Here is a 24,843-nt window from a genome sequence, read left to right as displayed (position 1 = left end):
ATGGCGCGCCTGCTGGTGATCGAAGACAACCCCGCCAACCTGGAACTGATGACCTATCTGCTGCACGCCTTCGGCCATCAAACGCTCACCGCCGACGACGGCGAGGCCGGGCTGGCGCTGGCCGAGGCCGGCGGCGTGGATTTGATCGTGTGCGACATTCACCTGCCCAGGCTGGACGGCTACGCAGTGGCCAAGCGGCTGAAGGCGCATCCCGCCTTGTGCAGGCTGCCCCTGGTGGAGGTGACCGCGCTGGCCATGGTCGGCGATCGCGACAAGGTGCTGGCCGCCGGCTTCGACGGCTATATCGCCAAACCTATCGAACCCAAGACCTTCGTGGCCGAAGTGGATGCCTTCCTGGCCGTGCATATGCGCTCGGCCGGCGCGCCGGAAATCGCGGCGGTCACCGATGCGCCCGCGCCTGCCCGCGTCGGCGGGGTGCATGTGCTGGTGGTGGATGACTCGCCGACCAACCGCGAGCTGGCGAAGGCCTCGTTGGAACCCTCCGGCTACCGGGTGACGCTGGCGCTGAGCGTGGACCAGGCGCTGACTGTGCTGGCGGGCGAGGCGGTGGACCTGATCGTCTCCGATCTGCATATGCCGGATGCCGATGGCCTGGCCCTGCTGACTGCCGTACGCGGCAATCCACGCCTGGCCGGGACGCCGTTCCTGATGGTCTCCGCCTCGCTCTGGGGCGAACGCGACCGCCAGCGCGCCCTCGCACAAGGCGCGACCGCCTTCCTGCAACGGCCGGTCGACCCGCAGCAGTGGCTCGCCGAGGTCGCGGCTTGCCTGGCGACCAAGGAGGCCTGAGGTGGCGACTATCCTGGTGGTGGACGACCGGCCGCTGAACCGGGAGTACCTGGTCACCCTGCTCGGCTACTACGGCCACGTGCTGCTGGAGGCGGCCGATGGTGCCGAGGCGCTCGCGGTGGTGCGCGCGCAGCACCCGGATCTGGTGATTTCCGACCTGCTGATGCCGACCATGGACGGCATCGAGCTCGCCCACCGCCTGCGCGGCGACGAGCGCACGGCCGCGCTGCCGGTGATCTTCTATACCGCGACCTACCGGGTGCGCGAAGCGCGCGAGCTGGGCCTGACCTGCGGCGTCACCGCGGTACTGGCCAAACCCGCGGAACCGCAGGAAATACTGGCGGCGGTCAACGCCGCGCTCGGCCTGCCGCCGCCCACCGCCGCCCAGCTAGCCACGCCGCCGGAGCAGGCGCCGGGGTCGCCCGCGGCCCAGGCTCGTGACAATACACCGGACTACCTGCAGGACCTGGCGCTGCTGCAGCAGCAACTGCAGCGCATCCTGGAGGAGGGGCTGTCGCTGCTCGGCGAGCAGGGCGAGCTGAGCCAACTGTCGGAGCGCCTCACCACGTCGCTCACCGCGGCCCAGTCGCTGGGGTTGCGCCTGACCACCCTGATCGAGCTGGGGCTGGAGCTGGCCTCGGAGCGGGACGTGCCGCGCCTGCTGGAGCTGTTCGTGCGCGCCGCCCAGGACATCCTCAGCGCCAAATATGCCGCTGTCGGTCTGGCGGATGTTGAGGGCCGAGTGCGACTGGTGGCCACCCGCGGCCTACCCGAATCCGTACAGGCGGCCTTCGCCGGGTTGTCCGCACCCACCGGCATCCTGGGCCGGGTCCTGGCCACCGGGCGGCCGCAGCTCGGCAAGGGTGGCGACCCCGCGTTGGGGCTGCCGGCGGGGCATCCGCCGGTGCAGGAACTGCTGGCCGTCCCGGTCAAATCCTCGATGCGCGTGCACGGCTGGGTCTATGTAGCCGACAAGCTCGGCGCAGACGCTTTCTCTGCCGAGGACGAACGCATCTCGACGACCCTGGCCGCCCAGCTGGCGCTGGCCTACGAGAACCTGGCGCTGTACGACGACGTGCGCCAGCACGCCGGGCAGTTGGAGCACGAAGCCGTCGAGCGGCAGCAGGCCGAAGCGCAGCTGCGCGAGAGCGAGCAGCACTTTCGGCAACTGGCGGAAAACATCCGCGAGGTGTTCTTCCTGGTTGATCCGGCCAGCGGGCAGCAGCTGTACGTCAGCCCGGCCTACGAGGACATCTGGGGGCGCAGCCTGGAAAGCGTGTACGCGACCCCCATGGCGTGGGCCGACGCCATAATCCCCGAGGACCGTGGGCGGCTAGAGGAAATTCTGCAGAAACGCGACAGCGTGGGGCAGTTCGACGACGAATACCGCATCGCCCGCCCGGACGGCGCGATTCGCTGGATCTGGGTACGCGGCTTCCCGATCCTCAATGCGGCCGGCCAACTCTACCGAGTCGCCGGGATCGCCGAGGACATCACCGAGCGCAAGCAGCAGCAGGCCAAGATCGCCCGCCTGAGCCGCATCCAGGCCATGCTGTCGGGCATCAACTCGGCCATAGTGCGCCTGCATGAGCGCCAGGCGCTGTTCGACGAGGCCTGCCGCATCGCGGTGGAGCACGGCGGCTTCGGCCTGGCCTGGATCGGCCTGCTGGATAAGGTCACCCTGGCCGTGCAGCCGGTGGCCGGCCACGGTATCGAAGCCGAGGCGCTCGGCGGCCTGCGTCTCGGCGCGAGCCTGTCCGCCGCTGGCATCCCAGTGCAGGCGCAGGTCCTGCATGACTTGGACCTGATCCAGGACCTCGGGCTGCTGCATCAGGAGGTGCAGGCCGGCGCTTACCGCTCGGTGGCCGCGCTACCGCTGCTGGTGGACGGCGCACCGGTCGGGGTGCTGCTGCTCTATGCCAGGGAGGCCGGCTACTTCGACGAGGAGGAAATGCACCTGCTCAAGGAGCTGGCCGGCGACATCTCCTTCGCCCTGCAATATATAGAGCGCGAGGAGCGCCTGCAGTACCTGGCCTACTACGACGCCCTGACCGGGCTGCCCAACCGCGCGCTGTTCCAGGACCGTCTGGAGCAGTTCCTGCACAGCGCCCGCCACGAGCGGGGCGGGGTGGCGGTGATCCTGCTCGACCTGGACCGCTTCAAACAGCTCAACGATAGCCTCGGCCGGCACGTCGGCGACGCGCTGCTGCGCACGGTCGGCGAGCGCCTGGGCGCGGCGCTGGAGCAGCCCTGCGTGCTGGCGCGGGTGACGGCGGATACCTTCGCCGTGGCGGTCGCCGGCCTGCCCCTGGGCACCGACGCCACCAGCATCCTGCGCAAGCGCATCTTCGCCCCGCTGGAGGCGCCGCTGGCGCTCAACGGCGGCGAGGTGCATCTCGCCGCCAAGGCCGGCATCGCCCTGTATCCGGCTGACGGGCAGGACGCCGAGACCCTGTTCACCCGCGCCGAGGCCGCGCTCAAGCAAGCCCAGGCCACGGGCGAGCGCTACCTGTACTACGCACCGGAGATCAATGCCCGCATCGCCGAGAAACTGGTGCTGGAGAGCGAGTTGCACACGGCCCTGGAGGCCGAGCAGTTCGTGCTCTATTACCAGCCGCGGGTCAGCCTGCGCAGCGGCCGGATCGCCGGCGCCGAGGCGCTGATCCGCTGGCAGCACCCGCAGCAGGGCTTGGTGGGCCCCGGCCAGTTTATTCCCCTGGCGGAACAGACCGGGCTGATAGTGCCGATCGGCGCATGGGTGCTGCGCAACGCCTGCGCCCAGCAAACCGCCTGGCTCGCCGAGCAGCTGGACACGGTGCCGGTGGCGGTCAACCTGTCCGCCGTGCAGTTCCACAAGGGCGAGGTGCTGCCGCTGCTGCGCGAGTTGCTGGAGGCGGACCCCGCGCTGGCCAACTACCTGGAGTTGGAGCTGACGGAGAGCGTGGTGATGCAGGACCCGGACGAGGCGGCCAGGCTGCTGCACGCCTTTCGCGGGCTCGGCCTGCGCCTGGCGCTGGACGACTTCGGCACCGGCTACTCGTCGCTGGCCTACCTCAAGCGCTTCCCCTTCGACGTGGTGAAGATCGACCGTTCCTTCGTCACCGACATCACCCATAACCCGGGCGACGCCGCCATCGCCATCGCCGTGATCGGCATGGCCCAGCGCCTCAACCTGCGCGTGGTGGCCGAAGGGGTGGAGACCGAGGGCCAGCTCAATTACCTGCGCGCCAGCGGCTGCGACGAGATCCAGGGCTACTATTTCAGCCCGCCGGTGCCGGCAGCGGAGTTCGCCGCCATGCTGCGCTCGACCAAGCGCCTGCCGCCGCGAAGCGCCGCCGAGCAAGAGGAGCGCACTGTGTTGGTGATCGACGACGAGCCGGGGGTGCAGAACGCGCTGATCCGCGCCCTGCGCCCGGACGGCTACCGGGTGCTGACCGCCGCCGGTGCCGAGGAGGCGCTCGAGCTGTTGGCGCTGCACCGGGTCCAGGTGGTCATCTGCGACCAGCGCCTGCCGGGCATGAGCGGCACCGAGCTGCTGGACCGGGTCAAGTCCCTGCACCCGGACACCATCCGCATGGTGCTGTCCGGCTACACCGACCTGAATGTGGTGATCGAGGCGGTCAACCGCGGCGCCATCTTCAAGTTCCTCACCAAGCCCTGGGAAGACGAGTTGCTGCGCGAGCATATCCGCGACGCCTTCCTGCGCTACCGCTCGAGCGCCCCTTGAGCCGGCGCGCCTAAATAAAGGTTCTTCACGGATTTGCGTGAAACAAGGCAGTGGTTAGCAGGCAAGCGCAGCAACCTCGTAGGCTGGGTTAGCGGCGCATGTCACCGAGGTACAGGCGACACACCTTCCGAGCGCCGCGTAACCCAGAGCGTGGCCCGGATGCAATCCGGGAGCGGCTGGGCAGAGGCTAGAGTTCCCGGACTTTATTCGGACCACAAAAAATGCCCTTTATGTGGCTTCAGTGCAGGGCATGACCGCGCCGCCTGGCTTTTGTAGGATCGGCCCAGGCCGCGCCGACAAACTGCTAACTTGTGGGCAGGACCTTAACTCGAACCTCAGTGGAGAGATCGGCATGGCGGAAATCGACGCGCGCTTGCGCGAGGATGTGCATCGGCTCGGTGAGCTGCTGGGTCACACCATCAGCGGCCAGCGCGGCGCGGCCTTTCTCGACAAGATCGAACGCATTCGCAAGGGCGCCAAGGGTGCGCGCCGTGGTTCGGCCGCCGGTGCCGAACAGCTCAGCGCGACCCTCAAGCAGTTGGCCGACGACGAGCTGCTGCCGGTGGCCCGCGCCTTCAACCAGTTTCTCAACCTGGCCAATATCGCCGAGCAATACCACCGCGTGCGCCGCCGCGGGCCCGCCGAACCCGAGCCCTTCGAGTCCGGCGTGCTGGCCGAGCTGCTGCAGCGCCTGTTGGCCAATGGCCAGGGCGGCGAGGCCCTGGCGCGGCAGTTCGGCCGCCTGGATATCGAGCTGGTGCTGACCGCCCACCCCACCGAAGTGGCGCGCCGTACCCTGATCCAGAAATACGATGCCATAGCCGCGCAGTTGGCGGCCGGCGATCACAACGACCTGTCCAGTGCCGAGCGTGAGCAGGTGCGTCAGCGCCTGCAGCGGCTGATCGCCGAGGCCTGGCACACCGAGGAGATCCGCCGCAGCCGGCCCAGCCCGGTGGACGAGGCCAAATGGGGCTTCGCGGTGATCGAGCATTCGCTCTGGCAGGCCCTGCCGAATGTGCTGCGCAAGGCCGATCAGGCGCTGCAGGCCGCCACCGGCCTGCACCTGGCGCTGGACGCCGCGCCGATCCGTTTCGCCTCCTGGATGGGCGGCGACCGTGACGGCAACCCCAATGTCACCGCCGCGGTGACCCGCGAGGTCTTGCTGCTGGCGCGCTGGATGGCCGCCGACCTGTACCTGCGCGATATCGACCAGCTGGCCGCCGAGCTGTCCATGCAGCAGGCCAGCGATGAATTGCGGGTGCAGGTGGGGGTGCATCCAGAACCCTATCGCTGCCTGCTCAAGCAGCTGCGCGAACGCCTGCGCGCCACCCGCAGTTGGGCCGAGGCCGCCCTGCACGAACGCCTGGACCCGCCGGCGGCGGTGCTGCAGGACAACCGCGAGCTGCTGGACCCCCTGACCCTGTGCTACCAGTCGCTGCATGACTGCGGCATGGGCGTGATAGCCGAAGGCCCCTTGCTCGATTGCCTGCGCCGCGCGGCGACCTTCGGCCTGTTCCTGCTGCGCCTGGATGTGCGCCAGGACTCCAGCCGCCACGCCGCGGCCATGAGCGAGATCACCGATTACCTGGGCCTGGGCCGCTATGCCGAGTGGGATGAGGAGGCGCGGGTGCAGTTCCTGCTAGGCGAGCTGGAAAACCGCCGGCCGTTGCTGCCGGCGCACTTCATGCCCAGCGGCGAAACCGCGGAGGTGCTGGCCACCTGCCGCGAAGTGGCCGCCGCGCCGGAGGCGTCCCTGGGCTCCTATGTGATCTCCATGGCCGGCGCCGCCTCCGATGTGCTGGCGGTGCAGCTGCTGCTGAAGGAAGCCGGCCTGCAACGGCCGATGCGCGTGGTGCCGTTGTTCGAGACCCTGGCCGATCTGGATAACGCCGGCCCGGTAATCAGCCGCCTGCTCGGCCTGCATGGCTATCGCGCCCGTTTGCACGGCCCCCAGGAGGTGATGATCGGCTACTCGGATTCGGCCAAGGACGCCGGCACCACCGCCGCGGCCTGGGCCCAGTACCGCGCCCAGGAGACCCTGGTGCAGGTGTGCCGTGAGCATGAGGTCGAGCTGCTGCTGTTCCACGGCCGTGGCGGCACGGTCGGCCGCGGCGGCGGTCCGGCCCATGCGGCCATCCTCTCGCAGCCGCCGGGCTCGGTGGCGGGGCGCTTCCGCACCACCGAGCAGGGCGAGATGATCCGCTTCAAGTTCGGCTTGCCGGATATCGCCGAGCAGAACCTCAACCTCTATCTGGCCGCCGTGCTGGAAGCCACCTTACTGCCGCCGCCCAATCCCGAGCCGGCCTGGCGCGCGCTGATGGACCGGCTGGCCCGCGATGGCGTCGGCGCCTACCGCGCCGTGGTGCGCGAGCATCCGCAATTCGTCGCCTACTTCCGCCAGGCTACTCCTGAGCAGGAACTCGGCCGTTTGCCCCTGGGCAGCCGCCCGGCCAAGCGCCGCGAGGGCGGGGTGGAGAGCCTGCGCGCCATTCCCTGGATCTTCGCCTGGACCCAGACCCGCCTGATGCTGCCGGCCTGGCTGGGCTGGGAGGCCGCCCTGGGCAACGCCCTGCAGCGCGGCGAAGGCGAACTGCTGGGGCAGATGCGCGAACACTGGCCGTTCTTCCGCACCCGCATCGATATGCTGGAGATGGTCCTGGCCAAGGCCGATGACGCCATCGCCCGGCTCTACGATGAGCGTCTTGTCGATGCCGAACTGCGACCTTTGGGTGCACATTTACGCGGCTTATTGTCGCAGGCGGTGGCCACGGTACTGGGCCTGACCGGGCAGTCTAGGTTGCTCGCGCACAGCCCCGAGACACTGGACTCGATCACGGTGCGCAACACCTACCTGGACCCCCTGCACCTGCTCCAGGCCGAGTTGCTGGCGCGCTCCCGGCAGCGCGAAAACCAGGCCGACAGCCCTCTGGAACAGGCCTTGCTGGTCAGCGTGGCGGGAATTGCCGCGGGGCTGCGCAATACCGGCTAGCCGGCTTGCGCAGGGGCTTGGCAGCACCGCCGCGGCGGCGCGTTTGCAGGCCTTTGCAGGGCTCTTTAGCCCTCCGTTGGTCGCAGGCGTATCAGACTTTCGGTGGCTTGTGCGCTGGTGGTGCGCTGTGTATCTTGAGCGGCCTTTGGCATTCCGGGCACCCCCTGCGGGACCGCTTGCCTGAACCATTCTGAGATTGGCCCCACGAGGCGAGTCCGACGATTTTTACTTAAATTTGAGGAGCACATCGATGCGCGTGATTTTGCTGGGGGCGCCAGGTGCCGGTAAAGGTACCCAAGCTGGTTTCATCACCAAGAAATTTGGTATTCCGCAAATCTCCACCGGCGACATGCTGCGTGCCGCGGTCAAGGCGGGCACCGAGCTCGGCCTGATCGCCAAGAGCGTGATGGACAGCGGCGGCCTGGTTTCCGATGACCTGATCATCAACCTGGTTAAAGAGCGCATCACCCAGGCCGATTGCGCCAATGGCTTCCTCTTCGATGGCTTCCCGCGCACCATTCCTCAGGCCGAAGCCCTCAAGCAGGCTGGCGTGAGCATCGACCACGTGGTGGAAATCGCCGTCGACGACGAAGAAATCGTCGGTCGTATCGCCGGTCGTCGTGTGCACCCGGCCTCGGGCCGCGTGTACCACACCGAACACAACCCGCCACAAGTCGCAGGTATTGACGACGAAACCGGTGAAGAGCTGATCCAGCGCGAAGACGACAAGGAAGCAACCGTGCGCCATCGCCTGTCGGTTTACCACTCGCAAACCAAGCCGCTGGTGAATTTCTACCAGCAGCTGGCCGCCGCCAACGGCACGCCGAAATACAGCGCCATTGCCGGCGTCGGTTCGGTGGACGAGATTACTGCCAAGGTGTTGGCTGCGCTCAGCTAAACCGCTGTTTGCAGTGATTCAACGGCCCGCTATATGCGGGCCGTTGTCGTTTCTGCGGTTGGCGCGTTGGAGCCGCTGAGCGTCGTTCACAGAACAGTAACCTCGTTCGCCTAAGCTAGCATCGGTTCCTGGTCTAGACCATTGTGAGGTGGTCGTAGACTTTAGGTCTTAACCCATACTAGGAAGAGGGCGCGTTCAATGACTGAGAAAACAGCAAAGAGTGCTATCTGGCTGGGCCTTGCGGTGTCGCTGTTGGCTATTCCCGCGGCCTTTGCCGATACATCTGCGAAGCCCAAGACGGACTGCGCTGTCGCCGAGTTCAGCATGGGGCTGCGTTTCCAGCAGCAATCGGCGGAGGTTCAGGCCCTGCAGCTGCAGGCCTACAACATCGCGACGCTGAAACTGGATGCGGCCGTGGCCGCCGCGAAAGATCCGTCGAAGTTGGCCATCGTGACCGACCTGGATGAAACCGTCATTGATAACAGCGCCTTGTTGGCACGGGACCTGGCCAACTGCCACACCTATGACGCCTGGGATACCTGGCTGCCCTGGGAGCGTGACGGGACTCCGGTGCTGATCCCCGGCGCCAAGCAGTTTCTGCAGCACGCCGACAGCCTGGGCGTGACCATTCGCTACATATCGGACCGTGCCGACGAGCAGAAGCCATACACCCAGGCCACCCTGAGCAAGCTCGGCCTACCCCAGGTGTCGGCGGAAAGTGTTCTACTGCTGGGGCCGCCCAAGGTCGAGCGGCGCGCCATCGTCAGTGCCGATCATCAGATCGTGCTGCTGCTGGGCGATACGCTGCACGACTTCGATGCGCGTTTCCGCAAGACGCCACTGGCCGATCAGCGCGCAACCGTGGCCGCCGAAGCGGGCAAATGGGGCGCCGAGTGGATCGTCTTCCCCAATGCGAGCTACGGCACTTGGTCCAAGGCGCCCTTGCAGGCCTGGGAAGCAAAGACCGTCATCCAGGCCTGGTAAACCGCTGTTTGCTGAGGCTGCGCCGGGCCGTTCTGGCCCGGTGCGTGCCTGTTGCCCGGCGGACTCGTTCGCGTGGCAGGCGCGAGCCGCGCTGATGGCGCTGGAAAAAAAACCCTCAAGCCGTTCTAATGCCGGTCCTTTTCGTCTCCTGTGCGAATGCAATGACCACTCTCCTGGCCCTGGATACCGCCACCGAAGCCTGTTCGGTCGCCTTGCTGCATGACGGTAAGGTGCTCAGCCATTACGAAGTGATCCCGCGCCTGCATGCCCAGCGCCTGTTGCCCATGATCAAGACGCTGTTGGCTGAAGCCGCTGTGCCGCTGTCGGCCCTGGATGCCATCGCCTTTGGCCGTGGCCCGGGGGCCTTTACCGGCGTGCGCATCGCCATCGGGGTGGTGCAGGGGTTGGCCTTCGCCCTGGAGCGTCCGGTGCTGCCGGTGTCCAACCTGGCGGTGCTGGCGCAGCGCAGCCTGCGTGAGCATGGCGCGCAGCAGGTCGCCGCGGCCATAGACGCACGCATGGACGAGATCTACTGGGGCTGCTATCGCGCCGAGCAGGGCGAGATGCGCTTGCAGGGGCTCGAGGCCGTGTTGCCACCCGAACAGGCCTGCCTGCCGCGCGATGCCACGGGCGACTGGTTTGGCGCCGGCACCGGCTGGGGCACCTTTGCCGCGCGCATCCCGGTTGCGGTCACCGGCCAGGACGCCGCCATGCTGCCCCATGCCGAAGACCTGCTCAGCCTGGCGCGTTTCGCCTGGGCGCGCGGCGAAGCCGTGGCGGCAGACGAGGCGCAGCCGGTGTATCTGCGCGATAAGGTGGCCACGCCCAAGGCCCCGGTCTGATTGTCTGCGGCAGGTCGGCCGACAAATGCTTTTGTAGGATGGGTTGAGCCTGTGAAACCCATGCTGCTGGAGTTCGATGGGTATCGCTACGCTCAACCCATCCTACGTCTGAAAGCGTAAACACCTTCTGTCGCGCGCGGGCCCTTGCTTGGCAGTGCTGGATTGCCAAGCCGCCTTGGCAAGGCTAGATTGCCACTACTTGTGTCCATCGTTGGCCGAACAGGCCGAGCAGTAACTGATGCGTATCGACGGTTTTACCCCCTCTTATTCGCCAGACCGCAGTTCCCGACCGGGTACTGCGGTTACGCCGTTTCGCGAAGCCCAGCGCGAGATAGAGGAACGTCGTGAGCAGCCGGCATCTCCCGCCAGCAGCCAAGGTTTCGAGTCGGTCGCCCAGCCCCGTAAGGTCGAGGCGAGCAATGCCAGCGGCGACAGCCTGCCGGCTCGCCTGCAGGACCAGCTCTATCAGCCCCCCTTGAACAACCGCGCCGCCCAGGCCATTGCCAGCTACAGCTCGACCGCCAGCTTCGCCACCGATCCGGATGCGCAGCAAGTGCTGGGGCTCGACCTCTACGCCTGATCCCAGGCCCTCCTGACCCTAGAACCCGATGCTTCCCTACTATCTTGGCTGCCCGTCATGGAGCGAGCCGGCTTGGCGCGGTTCGCTCTATCCCGCAGGCAGCCGCAGCGCAGACTTTCTGCCGCTGTATGGCCAGCAGTTCAATGCCGTCGAAGGCAATACCACCTTCTATGCCCAGCCCTCGGCGGAGACTGTCGCGCGCTGGGCGGCGTTGATGCCCGGGCACTTTCGCTTCTGCGCCAAGTTGCCGCGGGAGGTCAGCCATGCCGGCGATCTGCGTGAGCAACTGGAAGCCGCCGAGGCTTTTCGCCGTTTGCTGGCGCCCTTGGGAGCGCGGGTCGCGCCGTTCTGGTTGCAGTTGCCGGGCAGTTTCGGCCCGCAACGTTTGTCCGAGCTGGCCGGTTTTCTCGACGACTGGGACGGCACGCAGCTGGCCGTCGAGCTGCGTCATCCGGCGTTTTTCGCCAAGGGCGACGAGGAACGGGCGCTGAACCGGCTATTGCACGGGCGCGGCATCGAGCGCATCTGTCTGGATGCGCGGGCGCTGTTCAGCTGCGTGTCGAGCGCGCCGGCTGTGTTGCATGCGCAGGCCAAGAAACCGCGCCTGCCGCCGCGGCCGACGGCCTTTAGCCAGGCCCCGCAACTGCGTTTTATCGGCCATCCGGAACTTGCCGCCAACGACAGCTTTATGGCGCCCTGGCTGACCAAGGTCGCGGCCTGGATCGAGGAAGGGCGCACGCCCTATGTGTTTCTGCATACCTCGGACAACCGCCTGGCGCCGCAGTTGGCCAGGCGTTTTCATCAACAGTTGCTGGGGTTATTGCCCGGGCTGCCGGCCTTGCCGGAATTGCGGGTCGAGCCAGAGGTCGAGCAGCTGGGGCTGCTCTAAGACAAACTCAGCGGTGCGCCAGCAGCAGGTCGGCGGCTTGACCGCTACGGCCATCGCTGAACTCGAAGCGGCCGAGCTGGGCGATCTGGTCATAGGCGCCCAGGGCTATGTTCACATCGCGGGCTTGCAGGTCGATCGCGCCGACCCCGGCCTGGCTCAGCGACTGGCTGGACTGCCGGCCCTGGGCGTCGAAACGCAGCAGGCTCAGGCGCTGGAAGATGGCGTCCTGGCTATCGATGCGGCCATCGGCGTTGTCGTCGTATTTGCCCAGTTCGGCGAAGCCGTTGGCCGCGCCGTGCTGGTCGCCGAACAGCTCGCGGCCATCATCGATGCGCCCGTTGCCGTTGCGGTCCAGCGCCAGCAGGGCGTCGTCGCCCGTGGGTACGCTGATCTGCTCGCGCTTGCCGTCGCCATCCAGATCGAAGCGCACTGGGCCACTCGGGCCGCTGCTGCTAAAGCCATTGCCGGCCATATCCAGTACCAGGGGGTCGGTCTTCTGCGGCTCGGCGTTGACCGTGACGTTCAATTCCATCTGGCGCTGCGCGACCACCTGCTCGAAGTCGCTGGCCTGCACGCTGACCGCGGGTGGTTCGCTTTCAGGGGCGCTGTCGCTGCTGGGCGGCGCTTGCGCTTCTTCCGCTGCAACCTGGTCGGGCATCAGGGTGCGGCGCAGGATCTGATAATCCAGCGAGGAACGCATGCCTTCATCCAGGGTCTGGCCGATGGAACCGTGGCTGGCCGCAGGGGGAACACTGCGCGGCGCGGAAATTACGTCAAACATGGCGAACTCGGTGCGGCTGGAAAGTGCCGGGTCTGGCAAAATGCCGCTTGAGCAGGTTATCGGCCGTTTTGCCGGCCTATTGAGTATTTTTTGAGCACATTTCCTGATGAGTGATGAGCAGCATATAGCCAGAATTCGTATGCAGGCCCTGGCTCCCCATTTGACGGAGGCCGCCGCAGCCTGGGCCGCGCGCCTGGGTTTGCCGCTGGAAGGCGACAGCGAGTTCGCCCTGCAATTGGGCGAGGCCGGTTTGCAACTGGTCGAGCTGGGGCCCCAGGCGCCCGGGCCGGTGCGGGTGGATTTTGTCGAGGGGGCGGCGGCGCATCGGCGGCTGTTCGGCGGTGGCAGCGGGCAGATGATCGCCAAGGCGGTCGGCGTGCAGGCCGGGGTGCGCCCGCAGGTGCTGGATGCCACCGCAGGCCTGGGCCGCGATGCCTTCGTGTTGGCCAGCCTGGGCTGCAACCTGACCCTGATCGAGCGCCAGCCGCTGATTGCCGCGCTGCTCGAAGATGGCCTGGCGCGCGCCGCCCTGGATCGCGACGTGGCGCCCATCACCGCGCAGATGCGCTTGCTCACCGGCAATGCCATCGAACTGATGCGCGCCTGGCAGGGCGAGCCTCCCCAGGTGATCTATCTGGACCCGATGTTTCCCCATCGCGACAAGAGCGCCCTGGTGAAGAAGGAAATGCGCCTGTTCCGTCCCTTCGTCGGTGACGACCTGGATGCCCCGGCCTTGCTCGAGGCCGCCCTGGCCCTGGCCAGCCACAGGGTGGTGGTCAAGCGCCCGCGCAAGGCGCCGCTGATCGAGGGGGCCAAGCCCGGTTATGCCCTGGAAGGCAAATCCAGCCGGTACGACATCTATCCGAAGAAAAAGCTGCAGGCCTAAAGCAAACCGCATTGTGGTGCGTAGCCCGGCTGCAATCCGGGGCAGATCCGTAGGGCGGGCCGCGTAGCGGCGTAACCCGCCAAGGGTGCCGACAGGCACCGCCGCTTGCGCGCCGGATGGTGGGTTACGTCTACGGCTAACCCACCCTACGATCTGATCTGTGATATGGCAGATTCTTGGTATGTAACCAGCGGGGTAGCCCGGATGTAATCCGGGGGAGGGGCCGCCCTGGATTGCATCCAGGCTACGGCTCTACAGCCTCTAGATTGCGCGCTTACTCGGCGCGGTAGGCGCGCAAAAACATCGCTACCGCCTCTTGCACATGCAGCTCGGCTTCTTCGCCCTGCAGGGGCTCGCAGCAGCCGATCAGCAGGCGGAAGTTGGCCCCGCCCTTGATCAGGCAGAAGAACTGATCGGCGGCGTTGAGCGGGTCGCCGACCCGCAGCTTGCCGGCCTGGTCGGCCTGCCTGAGCAGGTGCGCCATCTCATCGAGCAGCCGCTGCGGGCCGGCGTCGTAGAACATCTTCGACAGTTTCGAGTCCTGCGCGGCCAGGCTCACCATCACCCGATGCAGCTCCACCGATTCGCGGCTGTTGATCAGGGTATTGAAGCCGCGGCCAATATTCAGCAGCAGGCTGTCGATGGGCGCGTCTTCGCTCAGCTCGAACAGCAGCTCGGGCAACTGCTCCTCGCATTTGGACTTCACCGCCGCGGCGAACAGCTTCTCCTTGTCGGTGAAGTGGCTGTACACCGTGAGTTTGGACACGCCGGCTTCGGCGGCAATCGCATCCATGCTGCTCCCGTCATAGCCATTGCTCAGAAACAGGGTTTTCGCCGCTTCCAGAATGGCTTGGCGCTTGGCCAGATCTTTCGGGCGGCCGGGGCCGCTGGGTGGCAACATTTTGTTTGGCATTGGTCGTTTTTAATACTGGACTAGTGAGTTTGCTATTTTTACTATACCCGTCAGTATAAATATTCCAAGGCTTCCTGAAAGGTTAGACATCATGTTACGCCAAGCCCTGTCTGTTGCTTTGCCTGCCAGTTTGATTCTGTTGCTCGCCGCCTGTGGCAATGACGAGCAGGTCGCGGTGGCCGTGCGTCCGGCCATGGTGGTGCAGCCACAGCTGGCGGCTGACCTGATGGATGCTTATCCCGGCGAGGTGCGGGCGCGCCTGGAGCCGGAGCTGGCCTTTCGCATCGCCGGCAAGGTGAGCAAGCGCCTGGTGGAAGTCGGCGCGCGGGTCAAGAAGGACCAGCCGCTGGCCGAGCTGGACCCCCAGGACGTGCGCCTGCAACTGGAGGCCATGCGTGCCCAGGTGGCGGCCGCCGAAGCCAATCTGCAGCTGGTGCGCGCCGAGCGTGACCGCTACAGGACCCTGATGGGGCGCAACCTGGTCAGTCGTTCGCAGTACGACAATGCCGAGAACGCCTACCGCGCAGGTAGCGCGCGGCTGAAACAGGTGCAAGCCGAATTCAATGTGACCAACAACCAGGCCGGCTACGCGGTGCTGCGCGCCTCCCAGGATGGCGTGGTGGCGCGGCGCATGGTCGAAGTGGGGCAGGTGGTGGCCGCCGGGCAGACGGTGTTCACCCTGGCCGCCGATGGCGAGCGCGAGGTGCTGATCAGCCTGCCGGAACAGGCCTTCGAGCGTTTCAAGGTGGGCCAGGAAGTGGCGGTCGAGCTCTGGTCGCAACCGGATCAGCGTTTCCCTGGGCGCATCCGCGAGATGTCGCCTTCGGCCGACCCGCAATCGCGCACCTTCGCCGCCCGCGTCGCCTTCGTCGAAGGCAAGGTGCCGGCCGAGCTGGGGCAGAGCGCACGGGTGTTTATCGCGCACAACGGCAAGGTGCCGCTGGCGGTGCCGCTGTCGGCCCTGACCGCGGAGAAAGGCCAGCCCTATGTCTGGGTGGTCGATCCCAAGGATTCCACGCTCAAGCGCACCAACGTGCGTATCGGCCCTTATGGCGAGAAGTCCGTGCCGGTGCTCGAAGGCCTGAAGGCCGAGGATTGGGTGGTGGCCGCCGGCGTGCAGGTGCTGCGCGAAGGTCAGCAGGTGCGCCCGGTCGACCGGGATAACCGCACCGTCCAGCTGACGGCCAAGCTGACGGTCAAGGAGTAAGCCCGATGGATTTCAACCTGTCCGCCTGGGCCCTGCGTAACCGCCAGATCGTGCTGTACCTCATGTTGCTGCTGGCCGTGGTCGGCGCGCTGTCCTACACCAAGCTGGGGCAGAGCGAGGATCCGCCCTTTACCTTCAAGGCCATGGTGATACGCACCAACTGGCCGGGGGCGAGCGCCGAAGAGGTTTCGCGCCAGGTCACCGAGCGCATCGAAAAGAAGCTGATGGAGACCGGCGAGTACGACCGCATCGTGTCCTTCTCCCGGCCGGGCGAATCCATGGTGACTTTTCTCGCCCGTGACTCCATGCACTCGGCGCAGATTCCCGAGCTCTGGTACCAGGTGCGCAAGAAGGTCGGCGACATTCGCCATACCCTGCCGTCGGGCATCCAGGGGCCCTTCTTCAACGACGAATTTGGCACCACTTTCGGCAATATCTATGCACTGACCGGCGAAGGCTTCGACTACGCCGTGCTCAAGGATTACGCCGACCGCATCCAGCTGCAGCTGCAGCGGGTCAAGGACGTCGGCAAGGTCGACCTGCTCGGCCTGCAGGACGAGAAAGTCTGGATCGAGCTGTCCAACACCAAGCTGGCGACCCTCGGTCTGCCGCTGGCGGCGGTGCAGCAGGCGTTGGAAGAACAGAACGCGGTGTCCGCCGCCGGCTTCTTCGAAACCGACTCGGACCGCGTGCAGTTGCGCGTCACCGGGCGTTTCGAGTCGGTGGAGGAAATCCGCAACTTCCCCATCCGCGTGGCCGAGCGCACCTTCCGCATCGCCGATGTGGCCGAGGTCAAGCGCGGCTTCAACGACCCACCCGCGCCGCGCATGCGCTTTATGAGCGAGGACGCCATTGGCCTGGCGGTATCGATGAAAGGCGGTGGCGACATCCTGGTGCTTGGCGCGGCCCTGGAAGGCGAGTTCGCCCGCCTGCAGGAAACCCTGCCGGCCGGCATGCAGCTGCGCAAGGTGTCGGACCAGCCGGCCGCGGTGAAGACCGGGGTGGGCGAGTTCGTCCAGGTGCTCACCGAGGCGGTGATCATAGTCCTGCTGGTGAGCTTCTTCTCCCTCGGCCTGCGCACCGGCATGGTGGTGGCCCTGTCGATCCCCCTGGTGCTGGCGATGACCTTTGCCGCCATGTACTACTTAGGGATAGGCCTGCACAAGATTTCCCTCGGCGCGCTGGTGCTGGCGCTGGGCCTGATGGTGGACGATGCGATCATCGCCGTGGAGATGATGGCGATCAAAATGGAGCAGGGCTTCGATCGCATCAAGGCGGCCAGCTTCGCCTGGACCAGCACCGCCTTCCCCATGCTCACCGGCACCCTGATCACCGCCGCGGGCTTCCTGCCGATCGCCACCGCGCAATCCGGCACCGGTGAATACACCCGCTCGATCTTCCAGGTGGTGTGCATCGCCTTGCTGGTGTCGTGGATCGCCGCGGTGGTGTTCGTGCCTTACCTGGGCGCCAAGTTGCTGCCCGACCTGGCCAAGCTGCACGCGGCCAAGCATGGCGGCAGCGCTGCCGGCCATGACCCCTACGGCACGCCGTTCTACCAGCGCGTACGGCGCATGGTGGAGTGGTGCGTACGCCGGCGCAAGACGGTGATACTGCTGACCATCGGCCTGTTCGTCGCCTCGATTCTGCTGTTCCGTTTCGTCCCCCAGCAGTTCTTCCCGGCCTCCGGGCGCCTGGAGCTGATGATCGACCTCAAGCTCAACGAAGGCGCCTCCCTGGCCGCCACCGAAGAGCAGGCCAAGCGCCTGGAGCAGCTGCTCAGCGGCCACGAGGGCATCGACAACTTCGTCGCCTATGTCGGCACCGGTTCGCCGCGCTTCTACCTGCCGCTGGACCAGCAACTGCCGGCGGCCAGCTTCGCCCAGTTCGTGGTGCTGGCGAAAAGCATCGAGGAGCGCGAGAAGATCCGTCTGTGGCTGATCGATGTGCTGCGCGAGGAATTCCCCAGCCTGCGCACCCGTATTTCGCGTCTGGAAAACGGCCCGCCCGTGGGTTACCCGGTGCAGTTCCGCGTCTCCGGCGAGCATATCGACGAAGTGCGCGTCCTGGCCCGTCAGGTCGCCGACAAGGTGCGCGAAAACCCCCATGTGACCAACGTGCACCTGGATTGGGAAGAGCCGAGCAAGGTGGTCAACCTGAACATCGACCAGGAACGCGCCCGCGCCCTGGGGGTGAGCACCGCCGACCTGTCGCGCTTCCTCCAGGGCGCGCTGTCCGGCGCCAGCGTCAGCCAGTTCCGCGAAGGCAATGAGCTGATCGAGATCCTCCTGCGCGGCACCTTGAACGAGCGTCAGGAGCTCGGCCTGCTGCCGAGCCTGGCGGTGCCGACGGACAGCGGCAAGAGCGTGCCGCTGGCACAGGTCGCCACCCTGGAATACGGCTTCGAGGAAGGCGTTATCTGGCACCGCAACCGCCAACCCACCGTCACCGTGCGCGCCGATGTCTACGGCGCCGAACAGCCGGCCAGCCTGGTCAAGCAGATACTGCCGACCCTGGAGCCGATCCGCGCCAGCCTGCCGGACGGCTACCAGATCGACGTGGGCGGCACGGTGGAAGACTCGGCCCGTGGGCAGAAGTCGGTGAACGCCGGGGTGCCGCTGTTTATCGTGGTGGTGTTGACCCTGCTGATGCTGCAGCTGAAGAGCTTCTCGCGCTCGGCCATGGTGTTCCTCACCGCGCCCCTGGGCCTGATCGGCGTGACCCTGTTCCTGCTGATCTTCCGTCAGCCCTTCGGCTTCGTCGCCATGCTCGGCACCATCGCCTTGTCGGGGATGATCATGCGCAACTCGGTGATTCTGGTCGACCAGATCGAGCAGGATATCGAGGCCGGGCTGGACAGCTGGCACGCCATTATCGAAGCCACGGTGCGGCGTTTCCGCCCCATAGTGCTGACCGCCCTGGCCGCGGTACTGGCGATGATCCCGCTGTCGCGCAGCGTGTTCTTCGGGCCCATGGCGGTCGCGATCATGGGCGGCCTGATAGTTGCCACGGCGCTGACCCTGCTGTTCCTGCCGGCGCTGTATGCGGCGTGGTTTAGGGTTAAGGAAGTGGAGTCACAGCCGGTCTGAATAGGCGGTTGATGATGTGAAAAAGCCAGACCTTAGGGTCTGGCTTTTTTATGGCAATGGCCCAGCGATGTGTTGCGTGATTGCACGGCTTACGCCGACCAGTCCCTCGCCCCTTGGGGTTAGGGAGAGGGGGCTCCAGCTTTGTAGGATGGGTTGAGCGCAGCGATACCCATGCTGCTGCTGAATTTCAGGATTGCGGGTTGTCCGCCGCATCGGCTGCATGTGATTGAGCGTGTTGCGCCCCCTCGGGCGCCTCACTTTTCTTTGCTCGTGCAAAGAAAAGTAAGCAAAAGAAACACGCCCCGGCATCCGGGTTTCGCTGCGCGAAACTCTCCTCACTCCATCATTGCTCCGAGGGCACGCCGAGAAGGGCCGTCCCTGGCCCATCACGGCTCTCGCGGCATCCATGCCGCTCAACCCTCTACGCAACGATTCCGTTCGGCCTACTGAACGGGGTGTTTGGCGGTGCCTGTGCAATCGCGAGTTGATAAAAAACAACCAAATCACCACCGGGTAGGATGGGTTGAGCAGAGCGATACCCATGCGGTTGTTTGTCGTCCTGCTTGATGGGTATCGCTGCGCTCAACCCATCCTACGAGCTTTGGGCTGCGCAGCAACGATGCGACTCTAGATGATGAGACTAAGGCTGCTCTCGATGCAGTAGAGCATGTACGCCAAGTGGTGCAGGCCTCTGACTCATGGGGATTGTCATTCATCGACAAGCCAATTAGCTAGCCGTCCTGCAGCCTAAAACACCGTACACCGCCCTGAAACTCGCTCCGCCTGACTGTCGTCACCATGGCGGCATGAACACTTAAATTTCCCTCAATACCGACTTCTCCGCAACGCTGGCCAATGCTCGGGCGCCTCGGGTTGAACTGGTTCAAACCAGTTTGGAGCTGAGGCCGTTCTTCACGACATACCCAGAGCCGGAGTGGCTGTTGCAGTCGTTTGGCGTTACTTCACGCCCTCGATGAGGGCGATGTCTTTGCGCAATAAGTCATTGATAAGGGCAGTAAGGGCGACGCCCTTGCTGCGTGCGCGCTCCTCGAAATAATTGAGCACATCGTTGTCCAGGTACACCGGCAGATGCAGTTCGGCATCGGGGTGGTGGAACTTGCCGCGTTCGGCTCTGCTGAAATCGTACTCGTCACGCATGCTATTCACCCTTCGTACTGTTGCGTCTCGTGGCTCGTGGCCACTCGGGCTGAGATCAAGCGGACATGGATATGGTCGCCGCCATCTTCTCGCCAAGTATGCACCACGACGACCAGTTTGCGATTACTGGCTTGGCCCAGTGTTATCCAGCGCTCCTCGTTCTGGCCGTGGTTTTCGTCAAAGAGGGTGAGGGTCAGTGGATCGCGGAAGACTTCAGCGGCCTCTTCGAAGCTGACCCCGTGTTTGCGTAGGTTGCTGGCCGCCTTCTTGGCATCCCATTCAAAGTGCAGATGCATGCACATCATCCCGTTGGTCAGTGAGCGGTGGTTGCTTGTCAGACAGATGACGGGTTTGCTGTGATTAAACCCTTCTACAACGCCCCAAACACCTTCTTCGCCAAACTAGTCGCCGCACCCGCCGGATTCTCACGAATGCTGGCTTCCTGCTCGGCGATTATCTCGAACAGGCCGTTTAGCGCCTGCTCGGTGACATAGCTTTCGATATTCGCGCTTTTCGCATCGATCACGCCGAAGCTCGCCGCTTGCCCGGCGAAGCTGTTGTATTGCTTGGCCAGGCCGACCTGGGCGGTGGCTTGCTGGACTATGGGCAGGAACTTGGCGCGGATCTGCTCGCGGCTGGTCTTGTTCAGATACTGGGTGGCGGAGTCTTCCGGCCCGGCGAGGATGCTTTTGGCGTCCTGCACCGTCATCTTCTTCACCGAGTCCACCAGCAGCGCCTGAGCCTGCGGCATGGCGGCTTCGGCGGCCTGGTTCATGCTGGTTTCCAGCTGCTCGACCTGGGCGCCCATGCCCATCATCTTCATGGTTTTCGCCGCCTTGCCGAGGTTGCCCGGCAGCTCGATGCGCACATCCGGGTTATTGCTAAAGCCGCCGGGCGCGCCCAGTTGCTTGATCGCCACCTGGGCGCCTTGCACCAGCGCATCCTTGAGGCCGCCGCTGGCGTCGGTCTGGCTCAGGTCGGCGAGGGACAGGGCCAAGGCGCTGGTCGACAGCGCCAGACCGGCGACTAGGGAGGTGAAGCGCAGCATGGGGAGATCCTTCTAGCGAGATAAGTAGGGGCGAGCTTAGCGGAGCGCGGCGGCGCCAGCAAAAGCCTTGCGCCACTCGCCTGCTTGAGTGCTGTCGCGCGCACCTTAATAGCGGCCCAGACTGGGCTATTGGCGGGGCAGGCAGGGGCTGCAGTTCGGCCTATGTACAAAGTGCGACGCGGTTCCGTTTAAGCCGGCCGGACAGTGGCCTGTGGCTACTAGCAGGGCGGTTCAATGCTGCTATGCTCGGGCAATGCTAGGGCTCGCTCTGCTGCGCCTTATGGACTGGCCAAGGATTCTCAATGCCGCCAACCGCTGAACTGTCCCGTCAACCGATCAACGCCGTTGCCACATCGAGCTCTACCCGCCACGCCCTGCTGTTTATCGCCGCGTTGTTATTAGTCTTGTTTGCCGTGGCCAGCGTGGCGCTGGTGCAGATCGCGCTGCAGCAGAATACGCGCGCGACCCAGCAAAGCCTGTTCTATGTGGAGAAGGCCACCCAGGCGCGGGAAAAATCGATTCTGGCGACCCTCAGCGATTATGCCTATTGGGGCGAGGCCTATCGCAACCTGCACGCCAAGGTCGATAGTGAATGGGCCTACACCCGGCAGAACCTGGGCCCCAGCCTGTTCGATGACTTCGCCTATGACGGGGTGTTTGTGGTCGACCCCAAAGGCCAGACCCGCTATGCGGTGGTCGAGGGTCAGCTGGTGGCGAGCTCGCTGCAGCAATGGCTTAAGCAAGACATCACCGAACTACTGGAGCAGGCCCGCGCGCAAACCGCGGATGAAGAGCCGGTCCTAAGCTTTGTACAAATCGACGGGCAGCCGGCGCTGCTGGCTGCCACTGGCTTGGCCACCGGCGGCGATCCGCAGGTCGAGGCGCTGCCGGGGCCGCCCTCGGTGTTGCTCTTCGTCGATCGGCTGAGCCCCGAGAAACTGCAGGCCCTTGGCCAGGACTTCGGCGTCGACCATCTGCGGGTGGCCAAGGATGCGGCCGATGCCCAGGCCGAGCCCGCGCTGCGTCTGGCCAGCGTCGGCACTACGCCGCTGTTGTTGCGCTGGGAACCCGCGCAGCCGGGTAAACAGCTGCTGTACCTGATCCTGCCGATGCTCACCCTGGGCGGTGGCATTTTCGCCATGATCACCTGGTTGACCCTGCGCCGGGCCATCGCCTCCGCGCGCGAGATGGATGCCAGCTACGCCTCCCTGTACGCCAGCCAGCAAGCCCTGGCCGCCAGTGAAGGGCGCTTTCGCGATGTGGCCGAGGCCGCTTCGGACTGGATCTGGGAAGCCGACGCGCAATTGAATTTGACCTACCTGTCCAGCCGCTTTCAGGCGGTGACCGGGCATGTGGAAAGCGCCTGGCTCGGTCACCCGCTCAGCGAGCTGATTCACTGCCCGGGCGGGCTGTCCGCCTGGCTGGAGAAGTGCAACAGCCGGCCATCCGTCCAGCACAGCCGCGAATGCCAGTACAGCGCCTTCGATGGCGGCCTGCGCACCTGTCGCTTGGCGCTGCGGCATATCGAGGATGGCCAGGCTGCCGGGAGCTACCGCGGTACGGTCAGCGATATCACCGAAGAGATCCAGGCTCAGGCGCGGGTCGAACACCTGTTGCTGCACGACGCGCTCACCGGTTTACCCAACCGCAACCGCATGCAGGAATTTCTCGAGGGCAAGCTCAAGGCCGTACCTACGGTCGACAAGCCGCTGGTCATGCTGAGCATCGACCTCGACCGCTTCAAGCCGGTGAACGATTCGTTCGGCCATGAGGTGGGCGATCGGGTGCTCGGCGAGGTGTCCCAGCGCCTGCGTTTCGCCCTGCGCGAAGGCGACCTGGTGGCGCGCATGGGCAACGATGAATTTATTCTGATCGTCAGCGGCATCTCCTCCCAGGAGGAGGTGGAGCGCCTCTGCGCGCGGCTGATCGCGGGTATCGAGCAGCCCTTCGAGATCGACCGCCACAGCATCTTTATCGGGGCCAGCATCGGCGTGGCCATGGCCCCCGCCGATGCCACCCAGGCCGATGAGTTGCTGCGCTTTGCCGATATCGCCCTCTACGAAGCCAAGAGCGCCGGGCACAGTGCCTGGTGTTTTTATGCCAGCGACATGAACGAGCGGGTGGTCGAGCGCCGCCAGCTGGAGAACGACCTGCGCCAGGCCTTGGTCAACGATGAGCTGCGCCTGCTCCTGCAGCCCCGCTATAGCGTCAGTGGCCAACGCATGGTGGCGGCTGAAGCCCTGGTGCGCTGGCAGCACCCGCAACGTGGCCTGCTGGGCCCGGATAGCTTTATCGGCATAGCCGAAAGCACCGGCCTGATCATGCCGCTCAGCGCCTGGGTGCTGCGCACGGCCTGCGTCGAAGCCCTGAGCTGGAACGAGGCGCTGCTGGTCTCGGTCAACCTGTCGCCGGTGGAGTTCCGTCGTGGGCAGCTGGTGGAGCAGATCCGCACCGTACTCGAAGAAACCGGCCTGCCCCCCGGGCGCCTGGAACTGGAGCTTACCGAGAGCGTGATGCTCGAGGATGCCGAGGGCGCGCTGGCGCTGATGCAGGAACTGAAGGGCCTGGGGGTGAGGCTGTCGATGGATGACTTCGGCACCGGCTATTCATCCCTCAGCTACCTGCGTTCCTTCCCCTTCGATGGCCTGAAGATAGATCGCAGCTTTATGACCGATCTGCCCGCGTCCCCGGACAGCCAGGCGATTATCCAGGCGATTATCGGCCTCGGCCGGGCGCTGGCCCTGACCGTGACCGCCGAGGGCGTGGAAACCCAGGAGCAGCTCGAGCTGTTGCGCCAATACGGCTGCGATGAGGCGCAGGGCTATTTCCTCAATCGGCCGATGCCGCCCGCCGAGTTGCGCCGCTTACTCTAAAGACTAGAGTCGCTAACAGAGCGCTGCGCGCTCGGGCCAGAGTTTATCCTGCCTGCCTGCGAGGGTGCGGCGGTGAACGGCTCGGCGCTATTTCATCTATAACCACAAGAGCGCGTTAAAAACTGTCGTCCAGTTTTTGCTGAGCGCCGCGACCTTTTTGTTCAGGTTGCCTCGACAGGCCCTGCATCGCAGAGGCTCTTCGTCAACAGGAGTAGTCAGCATGGCCTTGGTTCCGGTTCGCCTGTCGCAACGTTTGACCCTGGGCAGCGTGTTGCTGCTGATCCTGACCGCCCTGGCGGTGTTCGCGGTGATGGCGCTGCGTGGCCAGCCGCGGGTGGTGGCGGCCAGCGGCGAGCTGATCGAGCAGACCGGCAGCGCCATAGTGCGCCAGCTGGCCCTGCAACTGGCCAAGATCGAAGGGGTGACTGCCAGCCTGGCGCACCTGGCCGAAGTGCTGCCCCGCGAAGAGCCGCTGTACCTCAACAGCCTGCCCAATGTGATCGACAGCCAGGGCGACCGGGCCATAGCCGGCGGTGGCGTGTGGCCGGAGCCCAATGCCTTTGCCGCGGGCGTGGCGCGCCGCAGCTTCTTCTGGGCGCGCGGTGGTGACGGCCGCCTGGCCTATTCCGACGACTACAACGCAGCCAGCGGCCCCGGCTACCACAACGATGCCTGGTATACCGGCGCGCGCAGCAGCAAGGCCGGCCAGTGCCTGTGGTCGGAGGCCTATCAGGATGCGGTGACCGGCGTGCCCATGGTCACCTGCAGCGTGCCCTACCAGCTGGAGGGGCGCTTCGCCGGAGTGGCCACCCTGGATCTGTTGCTGGACGACCTGGCGCGCTTTCTCACCGAGCAGGGCAAGGTCACCGATGGCTACGCCTTCGCCCTGGATCAGGCCGGCAACGTCCTGCATTTTCCCGGGGTGACCGGCAGCAAGGGCGGCAAGATGCTGTCGTTCACCGAGCTGGCGCAGCAGGAGAGTTGGCTGCGTCCGGTGCAGCAGGCGTTGGCGAGCAAGAGCAGCGAGGCGATCCGCAACCTGGACCTGCAGATGGATGGCCAGCTCAAGCAGGCCAGCCGGGTCAGCCTGTTCGTCATGCCCGATACCGGTTGGGTGATAGGTCTGGTCACCCCCTATGAGCGGGTAACCGGCCTGGCGCGGGCGCTGACCT

The 24,843-nt window shown here is 65.5% G+C and carries 18 protein-coding genes; 13 read left to right on the top strand and 5 right to left on the bottom strand.

Annotated features, from left to right (window positions below; translation table 11 throughout):
• The 8 genes from Q8Q83_RS06765 (at nt 1) to Q8Q83_RS06730 (ending at nt 11,719) form a co-directional block, all read left to right on the top strand.
• Nucleotides 1–810: a response regulator gene (locus Q8Q83_RS06765; protein ID WP_305622262.1), complete on the top strand. Its 810-nt coding sequence runs from the start codon at nt 1–3 to the stop codon at nt 808–810.
• Between the two features lies 1 nt (nt 811).
• Nucleotides 812–4,537: an EAL domain-containing protein gene (locus Q8Q83_RS06760; RefSeq protein WP_305622260.1), complete on the top strand. Its 3,726-nt coding sequence runs from the start codon at nt 812–814 to the stop codon at nt 4,535–4,537.
• Between the two features lie 352 nt (nt 4,538–4,889).
• Nucleotides 4,890–7,526, top strand: coding sequence for a phosphoenolpyruvate carboxylase (gene ppc / locus Q8Q83_RS06755; RefSeq protein ID WP_305622258.1), 2,637 nt, complete (start codon nt 4,890–4,892; stop codon nt 7,524–7,526).
• A gap of 250 nt (nt 7,527–7,776) precedes the next feature.
• Nucleotides 7,777–8,424: an adenylate kinase gene (adk, locus tag Q8Q83_RS06750; RefSeq protein ID WP_305622256.1), complete on the top strand. Its 648-nt coding sequence runs from the start codon at nt 7,777–7,779 to the stop codon at nt 8,422–8,424.
• Nucleotides 8,425–8,622: 198 nt separating this feature from the next.
• Nucleotides 8,623–9,408 carry a 5'-nucleotidase, lipoprotein e(P4) family gene (locus tag Q8Q83_RS06745; protein ID WP_305622255.1) on the top strand — a complete coding sequence of 262 codons (786 nt, stop codon included), beginning with the start codon at nt 8,623–8,625 and terminating at the stop codon, nt 9,406–9,408.
• Nucleotides 9,409–9,569: 161 nt separating this feature from the next.
• Nucleotides 9,570–10,250: a tRNA (adenosine(37)-N6)-threonylcarbamoyltransferase complex dimerization subunit type 1 TsaB gene (gene tsaB / locus Q8Q83_RS06740; RefSeq protein ID WP_305622254.1), complete on the top strand. Its 681-nt coding sequence runs from the start codon at nt 9,570–9,572 to the stop codon at nt 10,248–10,250.
• Between the two features lie 238 nt (nt 10,251–10,488).
• Entirely contained in the window at nt 10,489–10,830 is a 342-nt protein-coding gene (locus Q8Q83_RS06735; protein ID WP_305622253.1) for a hypothetical protein, read from the top strand.
• Between the two features lie 28 nt (nt 10,831–10,858).
• Nucleotides 10,859–11,719, top strand: coding sequence for a DUF72 domain-containing protein (locus Q8Q83_RS06730; protein WP_305622252.1), 861 nt, complete (start codon nt 10,859–10,861; stop codon nt 11,717–11,719).
• A 7-nt stretch (nt 11,720–11,726) separates the two neighbouring features.
• Here the strand turns inward: Q8Q83_RS06730 and Q8Q83_RS06725 are convergent, their stop codons facing one another.
• Nucleotides 11,727–12,500 carry a hypothetical protein gene (locus Q8Q83_RS06725; RefSeq protein ID WP_305622251.1) on the bottom strand — a complete coding sequence of 258 codons (774 nt, stop codon included), beginning with the start codon at nt 12,498–12,500 and terminating at the stop codon, nt 11,727–11,729.
• Nucleotides 12,501–12,606: 106 nt separating this feature from the next.
• Between Q8Q83_RS06725 and Q8Q83_RS06720 the strand changes: the two genes are divergently transcribed.
• A complete protein-coding gene (locus Q8Q83_RS06720; RefSeq protein WP_305622249.1) occupies nt 12,607–13,386 on the top strand; it encodes a class I SAM-dependent methyltransferase in 780 nt (259 codons plus the stop codon).
• 274 nt (nt 13,387–13,660) lie between these two features.
• Here Q8Q83_RS06720 and Q8Q83_RS06715 read toward each other — a convergent pair whose 3' ends face one another.
• Nucleotides 13,661–14,299, bottom strand: coding sequence for a TetR/AcrR family transcriptional regulator (locus Q8Q83_RS06715; protein ID WP_305622248.1), 639 nt, complete (start codon nt 14,297–14,299; stop codon nt 13,661–13,663).
• Nucleotides 14,300–14,390: 91 nt separating this feature from the next.
• Here Q8Q83_RS06715 and Q8Q83_RS06710 point away from each other — a divergent pair, with 91 nt between their 5' ends.
• Both Q8Q83_RS06710 and Q8Q83_RS06705 read left to right on the top strand, forming a co-directional pair.
• The gene (locus Q8Q83_RS06710; protein ID WP_305622246.1) at nt 14,391–15,506 is read left to right on the top strand and encodes an efflux RND transporter periplasmic adaptor subunit; all 1,116 of its coding nucleotides are present in this window, start codon (nt 14,391–14,393) and stop codon (nt 15,504–15,506) included.
• Between the two features lie 5 nt (nt 15,507–15,511).
• Nucleotides 15,512–18,592 (top strand): efflux RND transporter permease subunit, encoded by a 3,081-nt coding sequence (locus Q8Q83_RS06705; protein WP_305622243.1) that lies wholly within the window; start codon nt 15,512–15,514, stop codon nt 18,590–18,592.
• Nucleotides 18,593–19,549: 957 nt separating this feature from the next.
• On the opposite strand, the gene Q8Q83_RS06700 is transcribed toward Q8Q83_RS06705, so the two are convergent.
• The 3 genes from Q8Q83_RS06700 to Q8Q83_RS06690 all read right to left on the bottom strand — a co-directional run bounded on the left by Q8Q83_RS06700 (nt 19,550) and on the right by Q8Q83_RS06690 (nt 20,798).
• Nucleotides 19,550–19,750, bottom strand: coding sequence for a hypothetical protein (locus Q8Q83_RS06700; RefSeq protein WP_305622242.1), 201 nt, complete (start codon nt 19,748–19,750; stop codon nt 19,550–19,552).
• 5 nt (nt 19,751–19,755) lie between these two features.
• The gene (locus Q8Q83_RS06695; RefSeq protein WP_305622240.1) at nt 19,756–20,046 is read right to left on the bottom strand and encodes a BrnT family toxin; all 291 of its coding nucleotides are present in this window, start codon (nt 20,044–20,046) and stop codon (nt 19,756–19,758) included.
• A 74-nt stretch (nt 20,047–20,120) separates the two neighbouring features.
• Entirely contained in the window at nt 20,121–20,798 is a 678-nt protein-coding gene (locus Q8Q83_RS06690) for a DUF4197 domain-containing protein (RefSeq protein WP_305622239.1), read from the bottom strand.
• Nucleotides 20,799–21,100: 302 nt separating this feature from the next.
• Here Q8Q83_RS06690 and Q8Q83_RS06685 point away from each other — a divergent pair, with 302 nt between their 5' ends.
• Nucleotides 21,101–23,671, top strand: coding sequence for an EAL domain-containing protein (locus Q8Q83_RS06685; protein WP_305622237.1), 2,571 nt, complete (start codon nt 21,101–21,103; stop codon nt 23,669–23,671).
• Between the two features lie 220 nt (nt 23,672–23,891).
• Nucleotides 23,892–24,843: cache domain-containing protein (locus Q8Q83_RS06680; RefSeq protein WP_305622235.1), on the top strand; the 952-nt coding region annotated here is incomplete at its 3' end.

It is taken from the genome of Pseudomonas sp. (genome assembly GCF_030696055.1).
Classification (GTDB): domain Bacteria; phylum Pseudomonadota; class Gammaproteobacteria; order Pseudomonadales; family Pseudomonadaceae; genus Aquipseudomonas.
This window is presented reverse-complemented; position numbering and strand designations above follow the sequence as displayed.